Annotated in this window: 18 protein-coding genes; 11 read left to right on the plus strand and 7 right to left on the minus strand. The window is 58.3% G+C overall.

The annotated features are described in order from the left end of the window. Window positions 1–537: hypothetical protein (locus COA55_RS10765; RefSeq protein ID WP_290502145.1), on the plus strand; the 537-nt coding region annotated here is incomplete at its 5' end. Between the two features lie 407 nt (window positions 538–944). Next, a complete protein-coding gene (locus COA55_RS10770; protein WP_290502147.1) occupies window positions 945–1,973 on the plus strand; it encodes a glycosyltransferase family 9 protein in 1,029 nt (342 codons plus the stop codon). Between the two features lie 177 nt (window positions 1,974–2,150). On the opposite strand, the gene COA55_RS10775 is transcribed toward COA55_RS10770, so the two are convergent. The 7 genes from COA55_RS10775 to bioB form a co-directional block, all read right to left on the minus strand. Then, the gene (locus COA55_RS10775; protein WP_290502149.1) at window positions 2,151–4,277 is read right to left on the minus strand and encodes a metallophosphoesterase; all 2,127 of its coding nucleotides are present in this window, start codon (window positions 4,275–4,277) and stop codon (window positions 2,151–2,153) included. Further along, entirely contained in the window at window positions 4,274–6,001 is a 1,728-nt protein-coding gene (locus tag COA55_RS10780) for an alkaline phosphatase D family protein (protein ID WP_290502151.1), read from the minus strand. The genes COA55_RS10775 and COA55_RS10780 overlap by 4 nt, the downstream gene beginning before the upstream one ends. A gap of 185 nt (window positions 6,002–6,186) precedes the next feature. Next, entirely contained in the window at window positions 6,187–6,831 is a 645-nt protein-coding gene (bioD, locus tag COA55_RS10785) for a dethiobiotin synthase (RefSeq protein ID WP_290502152.1), read from the minus strand. Between the two features lie 137 nt (window positions 6,832–6,968). Beyond that, the gene (bioC, locus tag COA55_RS10790; protein WP_290502165.1) at window positions 6,969–7,754 is read right to left on the minus strand and encodes a malonyl-ACP O-methyltransferase BioC; all 786 of its coding nucleotides are present in this window, start codon (window positions 7,752–7,754) and stop codon (window positions 6,969–6,971) included. 92 nt (window positions 7,755–7,846) lie between these two features. Further along, window positions 7,847–8,665, minus strand: a complete 819-nt coding sequence (gene bioH / locus COA55_RS10795; protein WP_290502154.1) for a pimeloyl-ACP methyl ester esterase BioH — start codon at window positions 8,663–8,665, stop codon at window positions 7,847–7,849. Window positions 8,666–8,739: 74 nt separating this feature from the next. Further along, window positions 8,740–9,906, minus strand: coding sequence for an 8-amino-7-oxononanoate synthase (gene bioF, locus COA55_RS10800; RefSeq protein WP_290502156.1), 1,167 nt, complete (start codon window positions 9,904–9,906; stop codon window positions 8,740–8,742). A 9-nt stretch (window positions 9,907–9,915) separates the two neighbouring features. Then, window positions 9,916–11,067: a biotin synthase BioB gene (bioB, locus tag COA55_RS10805; protein ID WP_063520453.1), complete on the minus strand. Its 1,152-nt coding sequence runs from the start codon at window positions 11,065–11,067 to the stop codon at window positions 9,916–9,918. Window positions 11,068–11,316: 249 nt separating this feature from the next. Between bioB and COA55_RS10810 the strand changes: the two genes are divergently transcribed. The 9 genes from COA55_RS10810 (at window position 11,317) to COA55_RS10850 (ending at window position 18,054) form a co-directional block, all read left to right on the plus strand. Then, the gene (locus tag COA55_RS10810) at window positions 11,317–11,856 is read left to right on the plus strand and encodes a ComF family protein (protein WP_231880650.1); all 540 of its coding nucleotides are present in this window, start codon (window positions 11,317–11,319) and stop codon (window positions 11,854–11,856) included. Between the two features lie 121 nt (window positions 11,857–11,977). After that, a complete protein-coding gene (locus tag COA55_RS10815) occupies window positions 11,978–12,511 on the plus strand; it encodes a hypothetical protein (RefSeq protein WP_290502159.1) in 534 nt (177 codons plus the stop codon). Between the two features lie 47 nt (window positions 12,512–12,558). After that, window positions 12,559–13,242 (plus strand): 2-phosphosulfolactate phosphatase, encoded by a 684-nt coding sequence (locus COA55_RS10820; protein WP_063520456.1) that lies wholly within the window; start codon window positions 12,559–12,561, stop codon window positions 13,240–13,242. A gap of 95 nt (window positions 13,243–13,337) precedes the next feature. Beyond that, on the plus strand, window positions 13,338–14,582 hold the full coding sequence (locus COA55_RS10825; RefSeq protein ID WP_063538378.1) for an acyl-CoA dehydrogenase family protein: 1,245 nt from the start codon (window positions 13,338–13,340) through the stop codon (window positions 14,580–14,582). A 214-nt stretch (window positions 14,583–14,796) separates the two neighbouring features. Beyond that, entirely contained in the window at window positions 14,797–15,618 is an 822-nt protein-coding gene (locus COA55_RS10830; protein WP_063520515.1) for a fatty acid desaturase, read from the plus strand. After that, complete coding sequence (locus tag COA55_RS10835) at window positions 15,615–16,019, plus strand: hypothetical protein (RefSeq protein ID WP_290502161.1); 405 nt, start codon at window positions 15,615–15,617, stop codon at window positions 16,017–16,019. Before COA55_RS10830 ends, COA55_RS10835 begins: the two co-directional genes overlap by 4 nt. A gap of 339 nt (window positions 16,020–16,358) precedes the next feature. Continuing rightward, window positions 16,359–17,072 carry a hypothetical protein gene (locus tag COA55_RS10840; RefSeq protein WP_290502163.1) on the plus strand — a complete coding sequence of 238 codons (714 nt, stop codon included), beginning with the start codon at window positions 16,359–16,361 and terminating at the stop codon, window positions 17,070–17,072. A 77-nt stretch (window positions 17,073–17,149) separates the two neighbouring features. Continuing rightward, a complete protein-coding gene (locus COA55_RS10845; RefSeq protein WP_063519331.1) occupies window positions 17,150–17,491 on the plus strand; it encodes a 4a-hydroxytetrahydrobiopterin dehydratase in 342 nt (113 codons plus the stop codon). 104 nt (window positions 17,492–17,595) lie between these two features. Continuing rightward, window positions 17,596–18,054 (plus strand): YiiD C-terminal domain-containing protein, encoded by a 459-nt coding sequence (locus COA55_RS10850; RefSeq protein WP_063519330.1) that lies wholly within the window; start codon window positions 17,596–17,598, stop codon window positions 18,052–18,054. Window positions 18,055–18,301: the final 247 nt, after the last annotated feature.

The following is an 18,301-nucleotide window of genomic DNA, read 5'->3' on the forward strand; positions in this document are numbered from 1 at the left end:
ACTAAGAGCTTTAATCGCACCGACATGGCGCATACTAAGCGTAATATTCTTACTTTCACGAACCTAGATGCGACACTTTACGGTGCAAAACTGGCGGGCCTGATTGAACTTTACAACACAAAGCAAGCAGGAAAGTGGCAGCTAAAAGGCTCACTAACCAGTACTCATGGCGAACGTGATGATAGCAATGAAGACTTATATCAAATTATGCCACTGCACACTGAGCTGAGCCTAGAGCACGAATACAAAGGCTGGCAAAACGCACTGAGCTGGCAGTGGGTTGATAGTAAAACTAATGTTGATGAGCGTCGTTTAGAAAACCAAACCGACAGCTATCAGCTATTGGCTATCTCAAGTCAGAAAACGTGGCAAAATTTAACCTTTAAGTTAGCAATTACCAACTTACTTGATGAATACTACCAACAGCCACTTGGCGGTGTAAGTATTGCTAATTATAAGCAAGATATGAGTAATGGCTTTGAGCAACTTGCAGGACAAGGCCGCTCGTATAATGCCAGTGTGAGTTATAGGTTTTAGGAAAGGGAGTTAGCGAGTTGCTAGGGGAAAGAGAGCTGTCAGCTATCAGCCGTCAGCTTTCAGATTAAAAACCAGAGTTTCTAGTTACGAGAGTAAAGTTAGCGAGTCAGGTCACGTGTCCGATAAAAATGTGAAATAAGCTGTCGTAGGCGTGAAATTTATTTCGCGCGTTATCTTTTTATATTGCGCGATGTAAAATCGCGCCTACAATCTTTGTCTCGCAACTCGCAACTCGCAACTCGCAACTCGCAACTCGCAACTCGCAACTCGCAACTCGCAACTCGCAACTCGCAACTCGCAACTCGTCATATAACCGTCACCCTTACCGCCTAGTCTGAAAACAGTTTTCGCTGATAACTGTGTTCGCCTTCATGCCTCGCCTGTTAATACTTTTTCCGTGCAGCCATATGGGCAACCTGCTGATTGCCCTGCCGCATTTACGCACCATGCTATCGGCGCATCCTGATGCTTTGTTGGTGACAGATGCGCGTTACCAGGCATTGGTGGCGCAAAGTTTGCCCGGCGAAAAACGGTTCCTTTTCTACCCGGAACAGGCACTCTCTTCGACCCGGCCTTTATGGCAGCGTATAAGGCATTACCTGGGTTTTGTGCGCGCCATGCGACGCTTTCGTGCAGACATCTGTGTGGACATTGAAGGCGAACAGAAATCTGCCACGCTGAGCCGACTGTCCGGTGCAGCAACACGCATCGGCCCGCCGCGCCGCCATGGCCACTGGTTCTATAACAAATCGCTGGAACCGGACTGGCAAGGCCACCGCTGGCACAGCTACGCCAGCCTGAGCCAACCCGCAGCACCCGCGCCGGCACATTACCTGCCGCTAGCCGAATGCCCCGACAGCAACGCGCGCATCCGTGCCTTGCAGCAAATGCACGCCGATGAAACTTGCCTGATTCTGCATGTGGGTGCCACCAAGACCTACAAGATGTGGCATGCGGAACAATTCGCGTCGCTGTGTCAGCATGCACGCCGCGCCGGGCTCACCCCCATATTAATCGGCGCCGGACACAAGGACCGAGTACAAATAGCCCGCGTACAATCCTTTCTTTGCAAACCGGTGCTGGATCTGTGTGATCAACTGAACCTGGCGGAGTTGATTGCACTGCTGCAAAACAGCCGAGCCTATGTGGGTAACGACAGCGGCCCCATGCATTTGGCAGCGGCCTGCGGCATTCCTACCGTAGGCCTGTTCGGCCCCACCAATGATGACCTCTGGCACCCACTCTCACCCCGCGCCCGCGTATTACGGTGGCAACCCTGCGCAGCAGAATGCGAGCGTAGCAGCTGTGCCCGGGACAGCTACCCCTGCCTGCAGCGCATTACCGTAGATCAGGTGATGGACACGCTGTCGTCATTGGGGGCGCCTGTCGGCATGCATTCCACCGCCCCCCGCCGCGCAGGCGAAAAGCTGGCGTAATCTTTTTTATTCAGCGGTTCCTTGGAAAGAAACGGTTCGAAATGGGCCTGCGGGTGACGCCGTGAACGAGACACTCACCTGAAACCCCCAAAAAAAAACGCAGCCCGTTTCCGGACTGCGTGATTGTGAAAAATGGATCTGCCTTTGTTGTTATGGGAATCCCATTTCTGCTGCCGGCTACAGGCCGTCCAGCAATCCAGCCAACAACCCGGTGATCGGCGACAACAAATCCAGCAGTGGCGCCAGCGGGTTCAGCAAACGCTCATCCAGTTGCTCTGTCACCTCACGGACCACCGTTAACAACACCGATGACAGTGCATCGCCAGGCAAGGTGGTGTAATCCTCTGCACCGGGGATCTGGTTAAGCCACAACACATCATTCACCAGATTTTCCAGCGTGCCCTGCACCGTGCCGAGCAGTTGCTCACCGGTGGCACTGGTATCCAGCATCACCAGCTGCTCCAGGGTATTGGCAAGGCCCAACGATACGGTTGAAAGCACAGACGTGAGCCCGGCGAACACCGGCACTTCCCCAGGCACCTGCTCTTCAACACCATCAAGAATATTGTTCAGGTTGCGCGACAAAGACACCAGCGGCGCAGCAATAAAGGCAACATCATCCACGGTACTGCCGTCACCGCCCACGCCCACATCGCCGCTACCCGTACCGACGCCGGCGGCCAGAGCATCAAAGGCGCTGCCAAGCTGATCAAAAGGGGCCGGCAGGCCACTGGTATCGATGGCCTGCAACTGCTCGGAAGCTGCCAGCACCGCCTGCACCGATTGCGTCATTTCACTGCTGTCGCCTTCCAGGATCGCCGCGGTTGCCGCATCCATGGCATTGAACAGGATGTCGGTACCGGCAATGATCTGGTCGAACACCTGACGCTGCTCTTCCGGCAGGTTGGCGCCTACTTCGGTAAAGCCGGACACCAATGTCTCGCGCAGTTCTTTCAACGGGCCGGTGAAGTCCGCATCGAAACCATCCGGCTGCGGCAACGGCAGGGCACCATCGCCCAGCGGCTGGCCGGAGAAATCATTGTTGCCGCTGAGCAGCACCATGGGCTGCTTCTCATAACAATGGGTGTAGGCCGGCGTCAGCTCACCACCACTGATCACACCCAGGCCTTCCGCTTCCGGGTCCACCGTATAGGCTTCGATGCAAAGTTGGGCCGGGGCCATAGTTTCGGCATTCGCTTCTACCGCTTTCATCCAGAAAAAGCCATAGGTATCGCCCTGCTGAAAACGGGCGACATTACGTTCCGGGTCATCAATGGAGCGAGTCTTGCCGGCGGCACCGCTCACCACAAATTCCGTGCGCCCACAGGACGGCACGGCATTGAGTACCTGCAAATCGTGATCATGACCAGCGAAGAAAAAATCGGTCTGGTCGCAGACCGCTTCTTCCATGAACGCCTTCCAGCGCTCGCCGGCCAGCACCGGTAACAGTTCACTGGGTACGCCATCGTAGTTGCCCGCGTTACCGTGGCTGCCATTGGATAAATACGGATGGTGCGCCATGCCAATGCGGAATACTGCATTGGAACCGGCAATGGCATTCACAGCCCAGTTACGCTGATCCACACCATAGGTGTGATACGCGTAGGCAATATCCGGGTCGGCAAAGCCACCCGCAATGGGGTTGGAATCCAGCGCAAAGAAATCCACCAGAGGGCGCTCCCCCTGAGAGGTATTACCCGCACTGTGTTTGAAATAACGATCCGGCATATTCCAGCGGTCAGACAGGCGGCCATCGAAATAGGAATAATCCACCTGGAATTCGCCACGGGCATTGCCCGCCCCGTCGCCGCCCACGTAACCGGTATTGTCGTGGTTACCCAGCACCATGTAGAACGGCAGCTGTACCGGCTCAAACGGTTTTTCGAATTTTTCCGCGAACTGGGGATCATCCACGCTGGTGACCCCGGACTCATAAATGTTGTCGCCCAGCCCGACCACCAGATCGCACCCTGCAAAGGCCATGTCACCGACAAATTCATCCTTGCCATCACAGACATCGGCTATCGCCTGCCCCACGGCATATTGACCGGCAGAGCCGCTACCGGAATCGCCGATCACAATAAAGCGTACCGCCGCTGGCGGGTTAACGCCGGTTTCACCGCCGCCGCCCTCATCCGGCTCTCCGTCTCCTTCCCCTTCACCACCATCACCAGGGCCATTGGGCGTTTCCACATTGCCGCCATCGGCACCGGCATTCACGCCACCACCGGAGGAGCTTCCGCCACCACAGGCCGTCAGGGTAATCGCCGCCACCAGGGGTAACAGTTTCCAGTAAGCGTTCATGAGATCACCTCTTCAGTATTCAGCACGGGGGGATGGGAAAATGCGGTGCGCAGCGTGCGCGGTCGGGACAATGGCTGGTCTTCGATAATGCGACTGTCGCCACTTTTTACCGTCACCACCTTGGTTTTTGCGGTATTGATCTGTCCACGCAAATCGTAGGACTCAATGCTTTGCGCGTAATAGAACTCACCCTGGGCACGCTGGCGGGTGACATCCACCAGAATGAAGCCGCGGGATTTGGCTTCCACATAACGGATATGCGGATTGGCCACGGGAATCACCACGCCGGCAAGCTCTGCCACGCCTTCCGGAAAACCGGGGCTGGTCACCGCCGGGGTGACAAACTCCGCTGCTAACGCTTTATCAAAAAGATCACCCAACAGGGTGCCCGGATTGCGGTAAATTTCGCTGGCCCAGGAGGTGTGGATATCACCGGTGAGAATCACCACATTGTCGATATCGTTATCGTCGATGTGATTCAGGATTTTCAGCCGATCCGCCGCGTAGCCATCCCACTGATCCATGTTGATGGCAGACAGATTGCCGCGCAGTTGCGCATGGCGTTCGCTCAGCGAAGGAATCTCGGCAATATTGAGTTGTGCAAACATCACCTGCTGACCAATGAAACGCCACTGGCTGTTCGATTCACTCAAACTGTTGAGCAGAAAATCCATCTGCTGCTCGCTGATCAGGTGTCGATCTTCGTCGTTACGGCCCGGATCGGCGGGTATGGTCAACTGCTCATCGCGACCTTCCAGCCGGGTATCCAGCATGGTCAGATCAATCAGGTCACCGAAGGCAAAGTTGCGGTAGATCACGCTGTGATTACCCGGCTCACGGGGCCGGATCGGCAACCATTCGAAATAGGCCTGCTGGGAAATCTGTTTGCGGGCAGTCCAATCCCCTTCGGTCAGCGGGTCATGATTACCCGCCCCGTCGCGATAGCTGTTGTCGGTGGATTCGTGGTCATCCCAGACCGCAATCATCGGGAATTGCTGATGCACCGCTTGCAGATCTTCGTCGGTTTTATACTGCGCATGGCGTTGGCGATAATCCGCCAGGGTGATCATTTCATGGGGAGGCTGCGGATCGCGCTCGGGGAAATCACCGTACTCGCCGGCCCCGTACTCGTACAGGTAATCACCAAGGTGCAAGACAAAATCCAGATCCGCATGATTGGCCACGGCCCGGTAGACGGAGAAAAATCCGTAGGGATAGTTGGAGCAGGAAACCACCGCAAAACGGGCCCGGTCGATAAACGTTTCCGATGCGGGGAAGGTGCGTGTCCGGCCCACCGGCGAGCGCTGGTCACCCACCGAAAACTGATAGTAATACCAGCTGTCCGGTTGCAGACCGGTGGCATCCAGCTTCACGCAGTAGTCGCTGGACGCACTGGCGGTGGCGGTATAGCTGGACACAGTCTGCTGCATGGCCAGGTCGCGGGCCACCGTAACAGTGACGGCCACATCCTCACCGCTATCCCGATCCACAGTGACGCGGGTCCAGAGAATGACCCGGTCAGACAGTGGATCCCCGGATGCCACACCGTGCAGAAACGAAACGCCAGGCAAGGCGTCCGGCGTATCCGGTTCGTCCGGCTGACTGGGTGTAGGCGTATTGGCCGGCGGCGCAGCTGAAGAGCTGCCACCCCCACCACAACCCGCCAGTGACAGCGCGCCACTCGCGCCCAGCGCCTGCACCAGGGTACGTCGTTTGCGATCCATGAAGATTCCCCCTAACCATAAAGGCCATCGCCCTACGGCAACAGCACGTCAAGATTAGGCAGGAAATTGCACGGAAACAGTGGGCCTTGGGTAGTCGCACTGTAGTGCTATGTAGCCCCCTGTAACCGCCCAGTTAAAGATGACAAAACAGAGAAAAAGTCAGGAAATTTCGGTGATAGTGCCGGTCAGACCAGCGCAAACGCCCCCGGCAAATGCTGGCGCAGGGTGAGCAAATTTTCTTCCTGCACCGCCATCTCACCAAAACAATTGGCCATGGTGCCGGCGTACCGCAGGCCATCCTTTTCAATGGCCTCTGCGGTCAGCAAGGCGTGATTGATACACCCCAGCTTCATGCCAACAACCTGGATTACCGGCACGTCCAGCTCCTTTGCCAGCCCGGACAACATTTCCCGATCATTCAGCGGCACGCGCCAACCACCAGCCCCTTCAATCAATATCAGATCCGCCGGGTGGGCACTCAAGGCACCACGCACATATCCCGCAAGCCGGGAAAGGTTGATCGTTTTACCCTCCTGCTGCGCCGCGATATGCGGTGCGACCGGCGCCTTGAAGGGCACCGGGTTCACGGTTTCATAGGGCAGCTTCACCGAGCTGGCCGCCATCAACTGCAAGGCGTCTTCATTGCGCCAACCGTCAGGGGTTTCATCACAGCCCGCCGCAACCGGCTTGAGTCCATAGCAACTCAACCCGGCTTCCCGGGCCCGTTCCAACAAGCGACAGCTTACCCAGGTCTTGCCGACTTCGGTGTCGGTACCGGTGACAAAGAAGATACCCTTGAGGGCGGGGAGCGGTGGTTTTTGATCGGACATATCTGTTTTCGTCTTCTGGTTTCAGGGGCTTGATCTGGATTACGCCGAGTTTCGAGTTTCGAGTTTCGAGTTTCGAGTTTCGAGTTTCGAAAAGAATAAAACGGTTTTGCCTTTCGCAACTCGCTCCTAGCGACTCGTTACTGTGTTTTTTCCGCTTCCAGAAACAACACATTCCAGGTTAGCGGCAAACCCTGTTCTGTTCGCCGGGTTTCGTATTCTTTCACCATGGCCTGCCAGGCATTTTTGCCGGTAAGACCGGAGGCGCCGCTGACATGATCCGCGCCGGTGGCCTTCAGGCGGCGAGCGATGGCCTTGACCGAATCGTAATATTCCACCATCACCTGTTGCTGCAACTCAGCATCGACAAAGCCCGCCAGCAGGGCGGCGCTCTGCCAGTCGTCAAAACCCGGCAAGGCATTCACGTGGGGGCGGCGATTAACCGCCTGCCAGCTCTGCTGCAATTCCTGCAGGGAACCTGCCAACGGTACCGCCAGCAACAAGCGTCCGCCAGGGGACAACACCCGGCTAACCTCTTTCAGGACCGCATGGGGATCACACCATTGCAGGGCAAAGCAACTGAATACCAACCCCTGGGAGGTATCGCTTACTGGCAACTGTTCCGCATCCGCACAGAGAGGCTGATAGCGCTCATTAAACCGCCCACGTTCTGCAGCTTCGTGCAGCATGGCACGCGACAAGTCCACCGCCTGCCAATGAGCCTCAGGCAACACCTGCTGCTGGGCCCGCGCAAAAGGTGCCGTGGCGCATCCCAGGTCCAGCGCCGCATTCACCGGCAACTGTTGCGGCAACCGCTGCACCAGCGAACGCCCCACTGCCAGCTGCAAAATGGCATGCTCGTCATAGCTGCGTGCAGCACGACTGAAGTGCTGGCCAACCTGCTGCTTGTCTGCTGTCGCTTGAATGCTCGCGCTCCTTGAAAAATGTCTGACGTCTGAGGTCGGACGTCTAACGACAAAAAACAAACCGTCAAAACAAGATTTCTTTGCGTCCGACGTCAGACATCCGACGTCAGACCATATTCCCGCCAGAAATCATAAACCGCCTGGGTAAACGTCTCCGGTGCCGACAGGAAAGGCACATGAGCCACCTGCTCAATCAAGGCAGTGCGGCCGCTGTGAATCAGTGGTTCACTGGCGGCCATGGCCGCCGCCGGGACGATATGATCATTCTCGCCAAAGAGCATCAGCACCGGCATGGCCAGTTCCGGCAACACGGTTCGCATGTCTGCCTCGCGCAGAATGTCGAGACCGCTGCGCAAGGCTTTCGGCGCGGGCAATCCACAGAAATAAAGGATTTCCTTAAGCCGCGCCGTATCCTCGCGCATGGCCGCACTGCCCTTGCAATTTAATGCGAGAAAACGCACCAACGTGCCTTCATTATCTTCGTCGAACATTTCCGCAAACTTGCCAAGAATGTCTGGCCGCATGGCCGTATCCCAGCCCTCACCGGTCGTAAACCGCGGCGAGGTAGCCACCGTGACTACCGACTGCACCCTTTGCGCGGCTTTGTCGGCCATGGCCAACGCCACCAGCCCGCCCAGCGACCAGCCCAGCACATGGGCCCGCTCCGGCATGATCGCCAGCACTTCATCGGCGAGAAAATCCAGGGTGTAGTCCCCGTTGGGCATGGGGCTCTGCCCCATACCGGGCAGGTCCACCACGGTGACCCGGAACCGTTCCAGCAAGGCCGGCACAATGTCGTCAAAGACAATGGCATGCAGCCCCCAGCCATGAATCAGAACGATGTCCTGCGCCTCGTCATCATTCACACCCGTGGCTTTGTAGGTATTGTGAAAGGGAATCAGTTTGGGCATGGAAATTCCTTTGGTCATAGGTCTGACGTCGGTAGCCTGACGACAGAAACAAAACAGGCAGGCCTTTTGGGGCGTCAGACGTCCGGCTTTCGGCGTCCGACCTGATCCAGCGCCAGCAGCAGTGCATCCACATCCTTAAGCTCATGGGCGGCCGACAGTGTCACCCGCAAGCGCGCTTCGCCTTCCGGCACCGTGGGCGGACGAATGGCCGTGATCAACAGCCCCTTTTCCTGGAGCGCACCACTGAGCGCCATGGCCTCGGCATCACTGCCGATCAGTAGTGGCTGGATCGGTGTGCGCGACGGCATCAGGGTGTAGCCCAGCTCACTGGCACCGTGTCGAAAACGGGCAATCAGTTCTGCCAGCTTCTCCCTGCGCCAGTTTTCCTCACGGGATTTGTGGAGACTGACCCGTGTGGCCGCCGCCACCGCGGCCGGCATGGCGGAGGTATAGATAAACGTGCGGGCAAACTGTATCAGGGTTTCGATCAAATCATGGCTGCCAGCCACAAAAGCGCCGCCAGTACCCAGCCCCTTGCCAAGCGTACCCATTAGGATCTGGGTACGCGGGTTAACCCCCTGGGCAAACAAGGACCCGCGTCCCTGCGGGTCGAGCACGCCAAGGCCGTGGGCATCGTCCACCATCAGCCAGGCATCGTGAGCTTCGCAGGCATCGGCGTAGGCCGCCAGCGGCGCTTCATCACCATCCATGCTGAAGATGCCATCGGCCACCACCAGTTTGCGACGGGCATCGCTACGCTGCAGCTGACGGCTCAAGGCATTGGCATCATTGTGGGCAAAGCGCCGGAAGCGGGCCCCGCTGAGCAAGCCGCCGTCCAGTAGCGAAGCATGATTGAGGCGATCTTCGAATACGGCATCGCGCTTGCCCAGCAAGGCGGACATGACGCCCAGATTGGCCATGTAACCGGTGGAAAACAGCAGCGCGCGTTCACGGCCAGTGTGCTCGGCCAGCGCCTCTTCCAGATCCTGATGGGGACGCTGATGACCGCAAACCAGATGCGACGCACCGCTGCCTACGCCCCAGTCCCGTGCCCCCTGCCGGAACGCCTCGATAACATCCGCATCGTTGGCCAGGCCAAGGTAATCGTTACTGCAGAAATTCAGGTACTGCTGGCCGCCCACAAGCGCATGCCGGCCACAGGGGCCGTCCATGATTTGTGGCTGGCGATAGCGGTGCTGCTCCCGGCGGGCCGCCAGGTCGGCGGCCAGATCAAAGCCCACAGGCGAGCCTCAGTGCTCGGTGGCGGTGGGCCGACCGGTGTCCTTGTCCAGCACGTGCTTGGCGGCCCGCTTGCTGTCCAGGGCGTTATAGAAAAGCCCGGCTTCCTCCGCTTGTTGCTCGGACACCTGTGCCTGGATGGCTTCTTCATGGGCTTCGTCGGACGCTTCGTGACGCGGATCCAGCGGGTGAATCCCCAGACGCTTGAACAGGCGCTGGTCGTGGTTGGCTTCCGGGTTATCGGTGGTCAGCAGCCGTTCGCCATAGAAAATGGAGTTGGCACCGGCCATGAAACACAGGGCCTGGGCTTCGTCGTTCATTTCCTGACGACCCGCAGACAGCCGCACATAGGATTGCGGCATCAGGATCCGGGCCACCGCCACGGTGCGCACAAATTCGAAGGGGTCCAGATCGTCCACATCCGCCAGCGGCGTGCCTTCAATCTTTACCAGCATGTTGATGGGGACGGATTCCGGGTGGTGCGGCAGGTTAGCCAACTGCTGCAGCAGGCCCACCCGATCATTGCGCTCCTCGCCCATGCCGACGATACCGCCGCAGCACACCTTCATGCCCGCGTCGCGCACATTGGCCAGGGTGGACAGGCGATCATTGTAGGTGCGAGTGGTGATCACCTGGCCGTAGTATTCCGGCGAGGTGTCCAGATTGTGGTTGTAGTAATCCAGACCCGCCTCGGCCAGCGCCCCCGCCTGGCCTTCATTGAGCATACCCAGAGTCATGCAGGTCTCCATGCCCAGGTCTTTGACCTGACGGATCATGTCCAGCACATAGGGCATGTCCTTGTCGCGGGGGCTGCGCCAGGCGGCGCCCATGCAAAACCGGGACGCCCCGTTCTGCCGGGCAGCCTTGGCCTCTTCCACCACACGGGACACTTCCAGCAATTTCTCTTTTTCCAGCTCGGTGTTGTAGTGACCGGACTGGGAGCAGTATTTGCAGTCTTCCGGGCAGGCGCCGGTCTTGATCGACAGCAGGGTGCTCACCTGCACCGCATTGGGATCGAAATGGGCCCGGTGCAGCGCCGCCGCCTGGAAGATCAAATCGTTGAACGGCAAGGCAAACAGGGCGTCGATCTCACTGCGTTTCCAGTCATGGCGTACAGCCATATCCGTGGATGGCGATTGGGCGGTGCTGGCGATGGCGGGCATGCTTCATTCTCCTCAAGTAACGTCAGCAGGCTAAGGAGCCCCATGGCACCTGTCAACCTGAAAGCCGCAACAAAAGTTTACTGCAGTATACTTTTTGATCACATCAACCCCTCACCCTGCACTCTCTGCGGCCAATCAGACAGCGGTGGCTTGTGCGCTGACTGCCTGCCTCTGCTGCCCCGGGTTACAGAGCCCATCTGTCGCTGCGGGCTTCCCCACGGCGACGATTCCACCACCCTTGCAGACCCTGTGGCGCCCTTGTGTGGGCGCTGTGTTCGCCAGCCGCCGCCCTTTTCCGCCAGCCAGGCACCCCTGCAATATAATTTCCCGGTAGATGCCCTCATTACACGCTACAAGCACCGGGCCGACCTGACGGTGGAGCGAGCCATCAGCCCGCTATTGGCAGAAACTCCCCTGCCATGGGTGGATACCGATGCCCTGTGCCCACTGCCTGTCCACTGGCGACGGCGGTGGCGCCGCGGCTTCGACCAGGGCGCCCACCTTGCCCACCTGCTGGGACGATATTGGCAACGCCCTGTACTGCCGGCCCTGGTGCGCCAGCGGGCCACTCCCAGCCAGCAAGGGCTTACCCGCCGGCAAAGGCAACGCAACCTGCGCAAGGCCTTTGAGTGTCAGCGCCCAGTGAGCGGATTGCGCCTTATTCTGGTCGATGACGTAATGACCACCGGCAGCAGCGCCCGGGCGGCCGCGCAATGCCTTCTTGACCACGGCGCGGCCGATGTGCGCGTGTGGACCCTGGCTCGTACACTGGGCCACCGTCGCGACTAAACGCGCAATCGTTATCCGGAACCAGCCGGCAAGACTGAGCATGCAAGGAGTTTTTCAGCAGGCGGCTAGGCCCCATAGCCACCTTTAGGCATAATAACGGCTTGTTCACGGAGGGAATCACATGACAAGAATAATAATCGCACTGACCTTGCTGATACTGGGCTGCTCCAGTGTTCAGGCCGAAGACCGTTATAGCGGCGTCACCCTGATGCGCGGCACCGTGGTGTCCGTTGGCCGGGTCGATCCGACGGAAAATATCGGCACCGGTTTTTTTGTGGATGCCAATTACACCAGCGTGGCGCTGAATGCCGGCGTGGGCACCAAGAAGTTCGGTGACTCGCCGATTCGCCGCGATTCCGGCGACGACGATCTTTCCGCAGCAGACGGCGAGCGGGTCACCAATGGCTATGCCGGTGTGGGCTTTGGCCGCATTATCCAGATCCAGTATGGGTACGGCAGTGAAGGCGACCTGCTGCGTTACCGCTCCGACTTCAACTACCGTTCAGTGATCGATTTCTTCACCGGCAAGCGCACCCCCAAAGACCGCCTGACCCTGGGTGACCGCCTCACGTTCACCATTGCCGTTGAGCAATACCTGGACGACGAAGACGAAATTTTCGACAACGCAACCTGGGGCATCGGCCTGCTGTTCTGATCCGTTCACCGTGTCAGGCTCCGCACCGCCCCCCGGCAAGGAAGACCATGGACATACACATTGCCCAGGGGCACAACCCGCCACACAACATTCATGGCATTACCGTGGTGATCGACGTAATCCGCGCTTTCACCACCAGCCACCATGCCTTTCGCAAAGGCCTGCGCTGCATCTGGCCGGTGGCCAGTGCCGAGCAGGCTTTTGCCCTGCGCGACGAACACCTGCCTGAAGCACTGCTGGCCGGCGAGGTAGACGCCTTGCCGATTCCCGGTTTTGATTTTGGCAATTCCCCCTGGGAAATCGATCAGGCCGAGCTGCAGGACAAAGAACTGATTCTGCGCACCACCAACGGCGTCGCCGCCACCCTGCGTGCCCGCGACAGCCGTGAGGTGCTGGTGGCCGGGCTGGTCAATGCGGAGGCCACCGCCAACTATTTGCGCAAACAGAACCCGCCCACCGTGGTGCTGGTCGCCTCCCACCCCACTGGCGACGAAGATGTGGCCTGCGCCGAATACATCCGTCACCTGCTGGGCGGAGAGGGCATCACCTACCAGGCAGCCCGCGACCGCACCCTCAATGCCAGGGCGGCACAGAAATTTTTCGCCGGCACTCACCCTCGGCTACGCCCCCAGGATATTGAGGCCGCCGCCAGCAGCGAAGGCGCCAATGCGCTGACCATGCACGTGCGTTTTGACCCGCAACCCTGCATCACCGCCCAGCAGGCGCCCTGACACCCAGCGTCAATCATTCCGTTCTTTTTGATCAATGCGCCGTCACCATCGGGCTTGCTACTGTTGATTGAATTCTCACCCAACAGGACAGCCCGATGATCCAGTGGTCCGAACAACAGCAAATGATCCAGAAAATGGTGCGCGACTTTGTGGAAAAGGAAGTCGTGCCGCAGCTGGACGATATCGAATATAACGGCGTTCCTCCCTATGACATCCTGCGCAAGCTGATCAAAACCTTCGGCATGGATGTCATGGCCAAGCAATCATTCGACAAGCAGATTGCCCGCGAGAAAGCCCTCGCCGCCGGCGACGCCGTCGACGAGAAAAAGAAGAAGGACGGCCCCTCAGCCATGGCCGGCGAAGAAGCCGCCATGCGCATGATCCCGATTATTGAACTGTGCAAACACGCTCAGGGCCTGGTCACCGCCATGGGCGTCTCCATGGGGCTGGGTGGTGGGGCCATCATGAGCAAGGGCACCACCGAGCAGAAAGAACGCTGGGCCCTGCCCCTGCTGACCCTGGAAAAAGTGGGCGCCTGGGCCATTTCCGAACCCAATGCCGGTTCCGACGCCTTCGGCCAGATGAAGACCCTGGCCAAGCGCGACGGCAACGGCGGCTACATCATCAACGGCAGCAAGACCTGGATCACTAACGGCCCCTACGCCGACACCATCATCCTGATCTGTAAACTGGACGAAGAAGGGGTGCCCGCGGACCAGCGCAAAATTGTCTCCTTTATTCTCGACAGCGGCATGGAAGGCCTGGAGCAATCCAAACCCTTCAAGAAAATGGGCATTGGCTCTTCCCCCACCGGCGAACTGTTCCTCTCCGACGTGAAAGCCGGCCCGGAACGCCTGCTGGGCGGCAGCGAAGACGGCTACGGCCGCAGCGGCGCCAAAGGCACCTTCATGCAGGAGCGGGCCGGGGTAGCGGCCATGGCCCTGGGTATGGTGGAACGCGCCCTGCAGCTGAGCACCCAATACGCCAGCGACCGGGTGCAGTTCGGCCGCGCCATTGGCCAGAACCAGCTGATTCAGCTGAAACTGGCCAAGATGGAAGTAGCCCGCACCAACCTGCAGAACATGGTGTTTCGCTACATCGAGATGACCGCCGAAGGCGAGCAGATGACACTGGCGGAGGCCTCTGCCATGAAACTCTACGCCGCCCAGGCGGCCATGGAAGTGGCCACCGAAGCGGTGCAGATCCACGGCGGCTACGGCTACATGCGCGAATCCCGCGTGGAACAGCTGATGCGCGATGCCAAAATTCTGCAGATTTATGCCGGTACGGATGAAATGCAGATTATCGCCATCGCCCGGGACCTGCTGGGCCGCGTCTAACCTGCACAGAACCCCGGCTATGTAAGCAATTGACTACCACTTATGTAAGCATATTGACCATCGCGCCCAGCGCGATGGTTTTTGTGGTCTTCATCACACAATCTCCCCTGACTACACTCATTCATTATTCGTAGTAAGGTCCGCCAAACCGCCTTTTCAGAGTAGTACGGATGTACTACCTCTCAAAGACGCCGCCGGGCCCAGGGTGATTCTCATGGTAGTACGCTATAGAGCAGACCGGCTCGCCGTTGCTCTGGTGTTAGCGGTATTCAGCATCCAGCTTGGCCTGTTTTTCTTCAGCGAGGGGCTGGCCACCTGGCTGGGCATGCTTGCCCTGTTGCCGGTGCAGGTCTCCTGTGGCGCCATCTGCCACAACCACCACCACGTAAACACCTTCGTGAAGCGCCCGCTAAACCGGCTGTTCGAAATGGTCATGTACCTGCAGACCGGCACCAGCCCGCTGAGCTGGACGCTGCACCACAACATCGGCCACCACCAGCTCTATCTGGACCCGGACAACGACCCGTCCCCCTGGCAGCAGGCGGACGGCAACCTGATGCCACGCTGGCGCTATGTGCTGGTCAACACCCTGCGCATCTACCCGGAAATCCACCGCATCGGTCGCCAGCATCCGGCACTGTACCGTCGCTTCCTGCGTCTGCTGGTGCTCGCCAATATCCCGCTGGCCGCCGCCTTCATGCTGGACCCGCGCAACGCCTTTATCGTCTTCTTGATTCCCATGATCAGCATGCTGTTCATGTTGCTGGACAATACCTACGGGCAACACGCCGGCACCGGCTACGACGACCATTTCCACGCTTCGCGCAATGTGGAACTGAAACGCTACAACCTGCCCTCCTGGAACCTGGGCTACCACACGGCCCATCACATGCTGCCCGGCCTGCACTGGAGTGAACTGCCGGACCTGCACGCCAAAATCCGCCACCGGATTCCGGACCACCTGATCACCGAAAACGTGCTTTTGCAGTGGGAACCCGCCCGCCAGCAGCGCGAAGGAGAAGGACTCCCCTCATGATACGTGGCCTGATTCTTTGCCTGATCATGCTGTCTTGCGCCGCCGCCCGCGCCCAGGATTGCTACTACTACTGGGTACATCAGTGCATTGAGGTGGTGGACGCCAGCCAGCGCCAACTCAGGCAGTTTGTGCTGATTTCCCCGGCGGTGAACTACCTGAGTGTGGACGAAGGCAGCCAATGCAGCGCCGCCGTGAGCCGCCAGCAGGCCCCGCTCAACCCCCAGTTGCTGGCCGCGTTCAACGCCGCCGCCAAGCGGATTGATGCCTGTGAAGCCCCACTCTCCGAGCTTTCTGCCCGCGTCTTCGACAAGCCCCACAAGGCCACCTGGCACTACAACCGAAGCCGCAAGGCCAGCCCCCGGAAAGTGATCATCACGGTGGAAAACGCGCCGATCCTCTAAGGAACCTCTGAATAACCCCTTGCGTACTCAGTCTTTCAGGCTGGTTCGCAATCTAGGCGCGCTTTTGAAGGTGTATGTCCATCCATCGAAAAAGGGCAACAACGAGTGCGGGCCAGCCTGGAAGACCCGAAGGGCGCGGCCTGAAGCGCACATCTGCTGCGCCTTGCCTCTCGGAAAGGGAACCACCCTGGCCATCGAGACAAGACACAACAGCTGCACGCTTCAGGCCACGCTGAGCATGCAAGGGGTTATTCAGAGGTTCCCTAACAAAAGGTTAATCGCTGCACTATGCAACGGGTATGCTATGATCGGTGTGCTTTTTTATATCCGGGGCGAATAATGAAAATAATCAAAACTGCCGCGCTGTCCTTGAGTTTGCTCCTTGTTGCCTGTCAGGGCCTGCAAGGGGAACGCCAGGGCGATTACTACTTTTCACCGGCCGGCGCCTACATCCTTGATCTTGGCATCAACACTTTCCGTGGCGAAGTGGTGCTGGATGAACGCTGTGACCGTAGCGGGGGCTCCACCACCTTCTGGGACGGCAGCGGCCGCCTGTTTCGGGTGGACTACCTGAACGTGGAAAACCACCCGATGATCGAAGCCCCGCGCTTCGCATCAGACCTGACGCTGCTCAATCTCAGCCTTAACAGCTACCTGCGTGAAGTGGTCGCCAAAGCCCCCATGGTCACCAGCGCCGAAGCCTCCTACCGGGAATTCCTGGACGATGCAGACCCGAAGGCGCTGTTCGCCATCATCGGCATCAATGTCGATGCGGCCAAGGTGAAGGATGATGAGGTGGAAAGCGGCACCTACTACTACGGCTTTATGCTGTTCAAGCGTGGCGACCTGATCTACGTACTGCAACATCGCCAGCCGGTGTTGATGCCGGAAAAAATGAAGGCCGTGCTGCTTAATCTGGCCGACGGGATGGAAATTCCCGGCCGGGTGCGTGACGACACCGACATGGAAAAGCTGCGGCGCATTCTGAAAAAGATGGCCCCCGGCGGCACCAACGGTGACCCGGTGCGTTTGTGCGAACCCGCACAGGGCTGAATTGATAATGGCTGGCGGATCACTGACAATCAGAACAAGCGAGTCTGTCATCCACTAGCCAGATTGGATTGATTGCCATGAGCACCCTCAACACACAACAATGCGAGGCCTGCCGCGCCGATTCTCCCCTGGTCAGTGACCAGGACCGCAAAGAACTCCATCCGCAAGTACCCGACTGGATGCTGGTGGAAGAAGACGGCGTCGAGAAACTGCAACGGCACTTCAGCTTCAAGAACTTCGTCCAGGCACTGGATTTCACCCATCGGGTCGGCGATCTGGCGGAACAGGAAGGCCACCACCCCGCCATTCTTACCGAATACGGCAAGGTCACCGTCACCTGGTGGACCCACAAGATTCAGGGGCTGCACCGCAACGATTTTATCTGCGCTGCCAAGACGGACGCGCTCCTGCAAAACTGATTTTGCCTTACCCCTGACCATTTTCATCAACGTGCTGAACAAAACGGTTTGTGGGCATCCTCAGCGGCTTTGCTAGCATCACCGGCAACTGAGGAGATAACAGCATGGCCCTGAGCGAAGAACAGAAAACCATTATCAAAACAGCCAGCGACAAGACCTTTCCGTTTGTGGAACGCTGCGAAGTGCAGACACTGGAAGTGGAGCGCGGCTACTGCAAGATGCTGATGCCACTCAAGCCCAATCTTAACCACGTTGGCATCATGTACGCTGGTGCGCTCTACACCATTGCCGAGCTGCCTGGTGGCACCATCTACCTGACTTCATTCGACACCAAACGCTTCTATCCCATCGTCAAGGATATGTCGATTCGCTTCCGCCGCCCGGCCACCACCGACGTCACCGTGGAAGTCACCCTCAGCGAAGAGGAAATCTCCCGCATCGAGAGCACCACCGAAGAAACAGGAAAATGTGATTTCGAATGGGATGTGGAAATCAAGGATGCCAATGGCGAAGTGGTTGCCATTACCCACAACGTCTATCAGCTGAGAAAGATCGGCAGTTAAAAGCGGCGAGCGACAAGCTTCAAGCGGCAACGCGGGCTGGGATGGTGCCACACTGTGATCGTCTTGCCCGCGAAAGATCAGTTGAAAGTTCAAAGTGAAAAGTTGGAAAGGAAAATCCAGGGAACTTTTCCGGCCACCCCTCTCCATTTTGGAGTGCCCCCGATTTAGTAGACACCTAATGATTAAACGGTCGCAGCATAGGCACTGGGGGAAACTCCTCCCAGTGCCATGTGCCGACGCACATTGG

The organism is Alcanivorax sp. (genome assembly GCF_002733835.1).
GTDB lineage: Bacteria > Pseudomonadota > Gammaproteobacteria > Pseudomonadales > Alcanivoracaceae > Alcanivorax.

Coding starts and splice junctions, on each gene's coding strand:
- COA55_RS10845 (WP_063519331.1), top strand. CDS start 17,150: ATGAGCACCCTCAACACACAACAATGCGAGGCCTGCCGCGCCGATTCT.
- COA55_RS10815 (WP_290502159.1), top strand. CDS start 11,978: ATGACAAGAATAATAATCGCACTGACCTTGCTGATACTGGGCTGCTCC.
- COA55_RS10835 (WP_290502161.1), top strand. CDS start 15,615: ATGATACGTGGCCTGATTCTTTGCCTGATCATGCTGTCTTGCGCCGCC.
- bioH (WP_290502154.1), bottom strand. CDS start 8,665: ATGCCCAAACTGATTCCCTTTCACAATACCTACAAAGCCACGGGTGTG.
- bioB (WP_063520453.1), bottom strand. CDS start 11,067: ATGCCCGCCATCGCCAGCACCGCCCAATCGCCATCCACGGATATGGCT.
- COA55_RS10840 (WP_290502163.1), top strand. CDS start 16,359: ATGAAAATAATCAAAACTGCCGCGCTGTCCTTGAGTTTGCTCCTTGTT.
- COA55_RS10820 (WP_063520456.1), top strand. CDS start 12,559: ATGGACATACACATTGCCCAGGGGCACAACCCGCCACACAACATTCAT.
- bioD (WP_290502152.1), bottom strand. CDS start 6,831: ATGTCCGATCAAAAACCACCGCTCCCCGCCCTCAAGGGTATCTTCTTT.
- COA55_RS10770 (WP_290502147.1), top strand. CDS start 945: ATGGGCAACCTGCTGATTGCCCTGCCGCATTTACGCACCATGCTATCG.
- COA55_RS10780 (WP_290502151.1), bottom strand. CDS start 6,001: ATGGATCGCAAACGACGTACCCTGGTGCAGGCGCTGGGCGCGAGTGGC.
- COA55_RS10830 (WP_063520515.1), top strand. CDS start 14,797: ATGGTAGTACGCTATAGAGCAGACCGGCTCGCCGTTGCTCTGGTGTTA.
- COA55_RS10775 (WP_290502149.1), bottom strand. CDS start 4,277: ATGAACGCTTACTGGAAACTGTTACCCCTGGTGGCGGCGATTACCCTG.
- COA55_RS10850 (WP_063519330.1), top strand. CDS start 17,596: ATGGCCCTGAGCGAAGAACAGAAAACCATTATCAAAACAGCCAGCGAC.
- COA55_RS10825 (WP_063538378.1), top strand. CDS start 13,338: ATGATCCAGTGGTCCGAACAACAGCAAATGATCCAGAAAATGGTGCGC.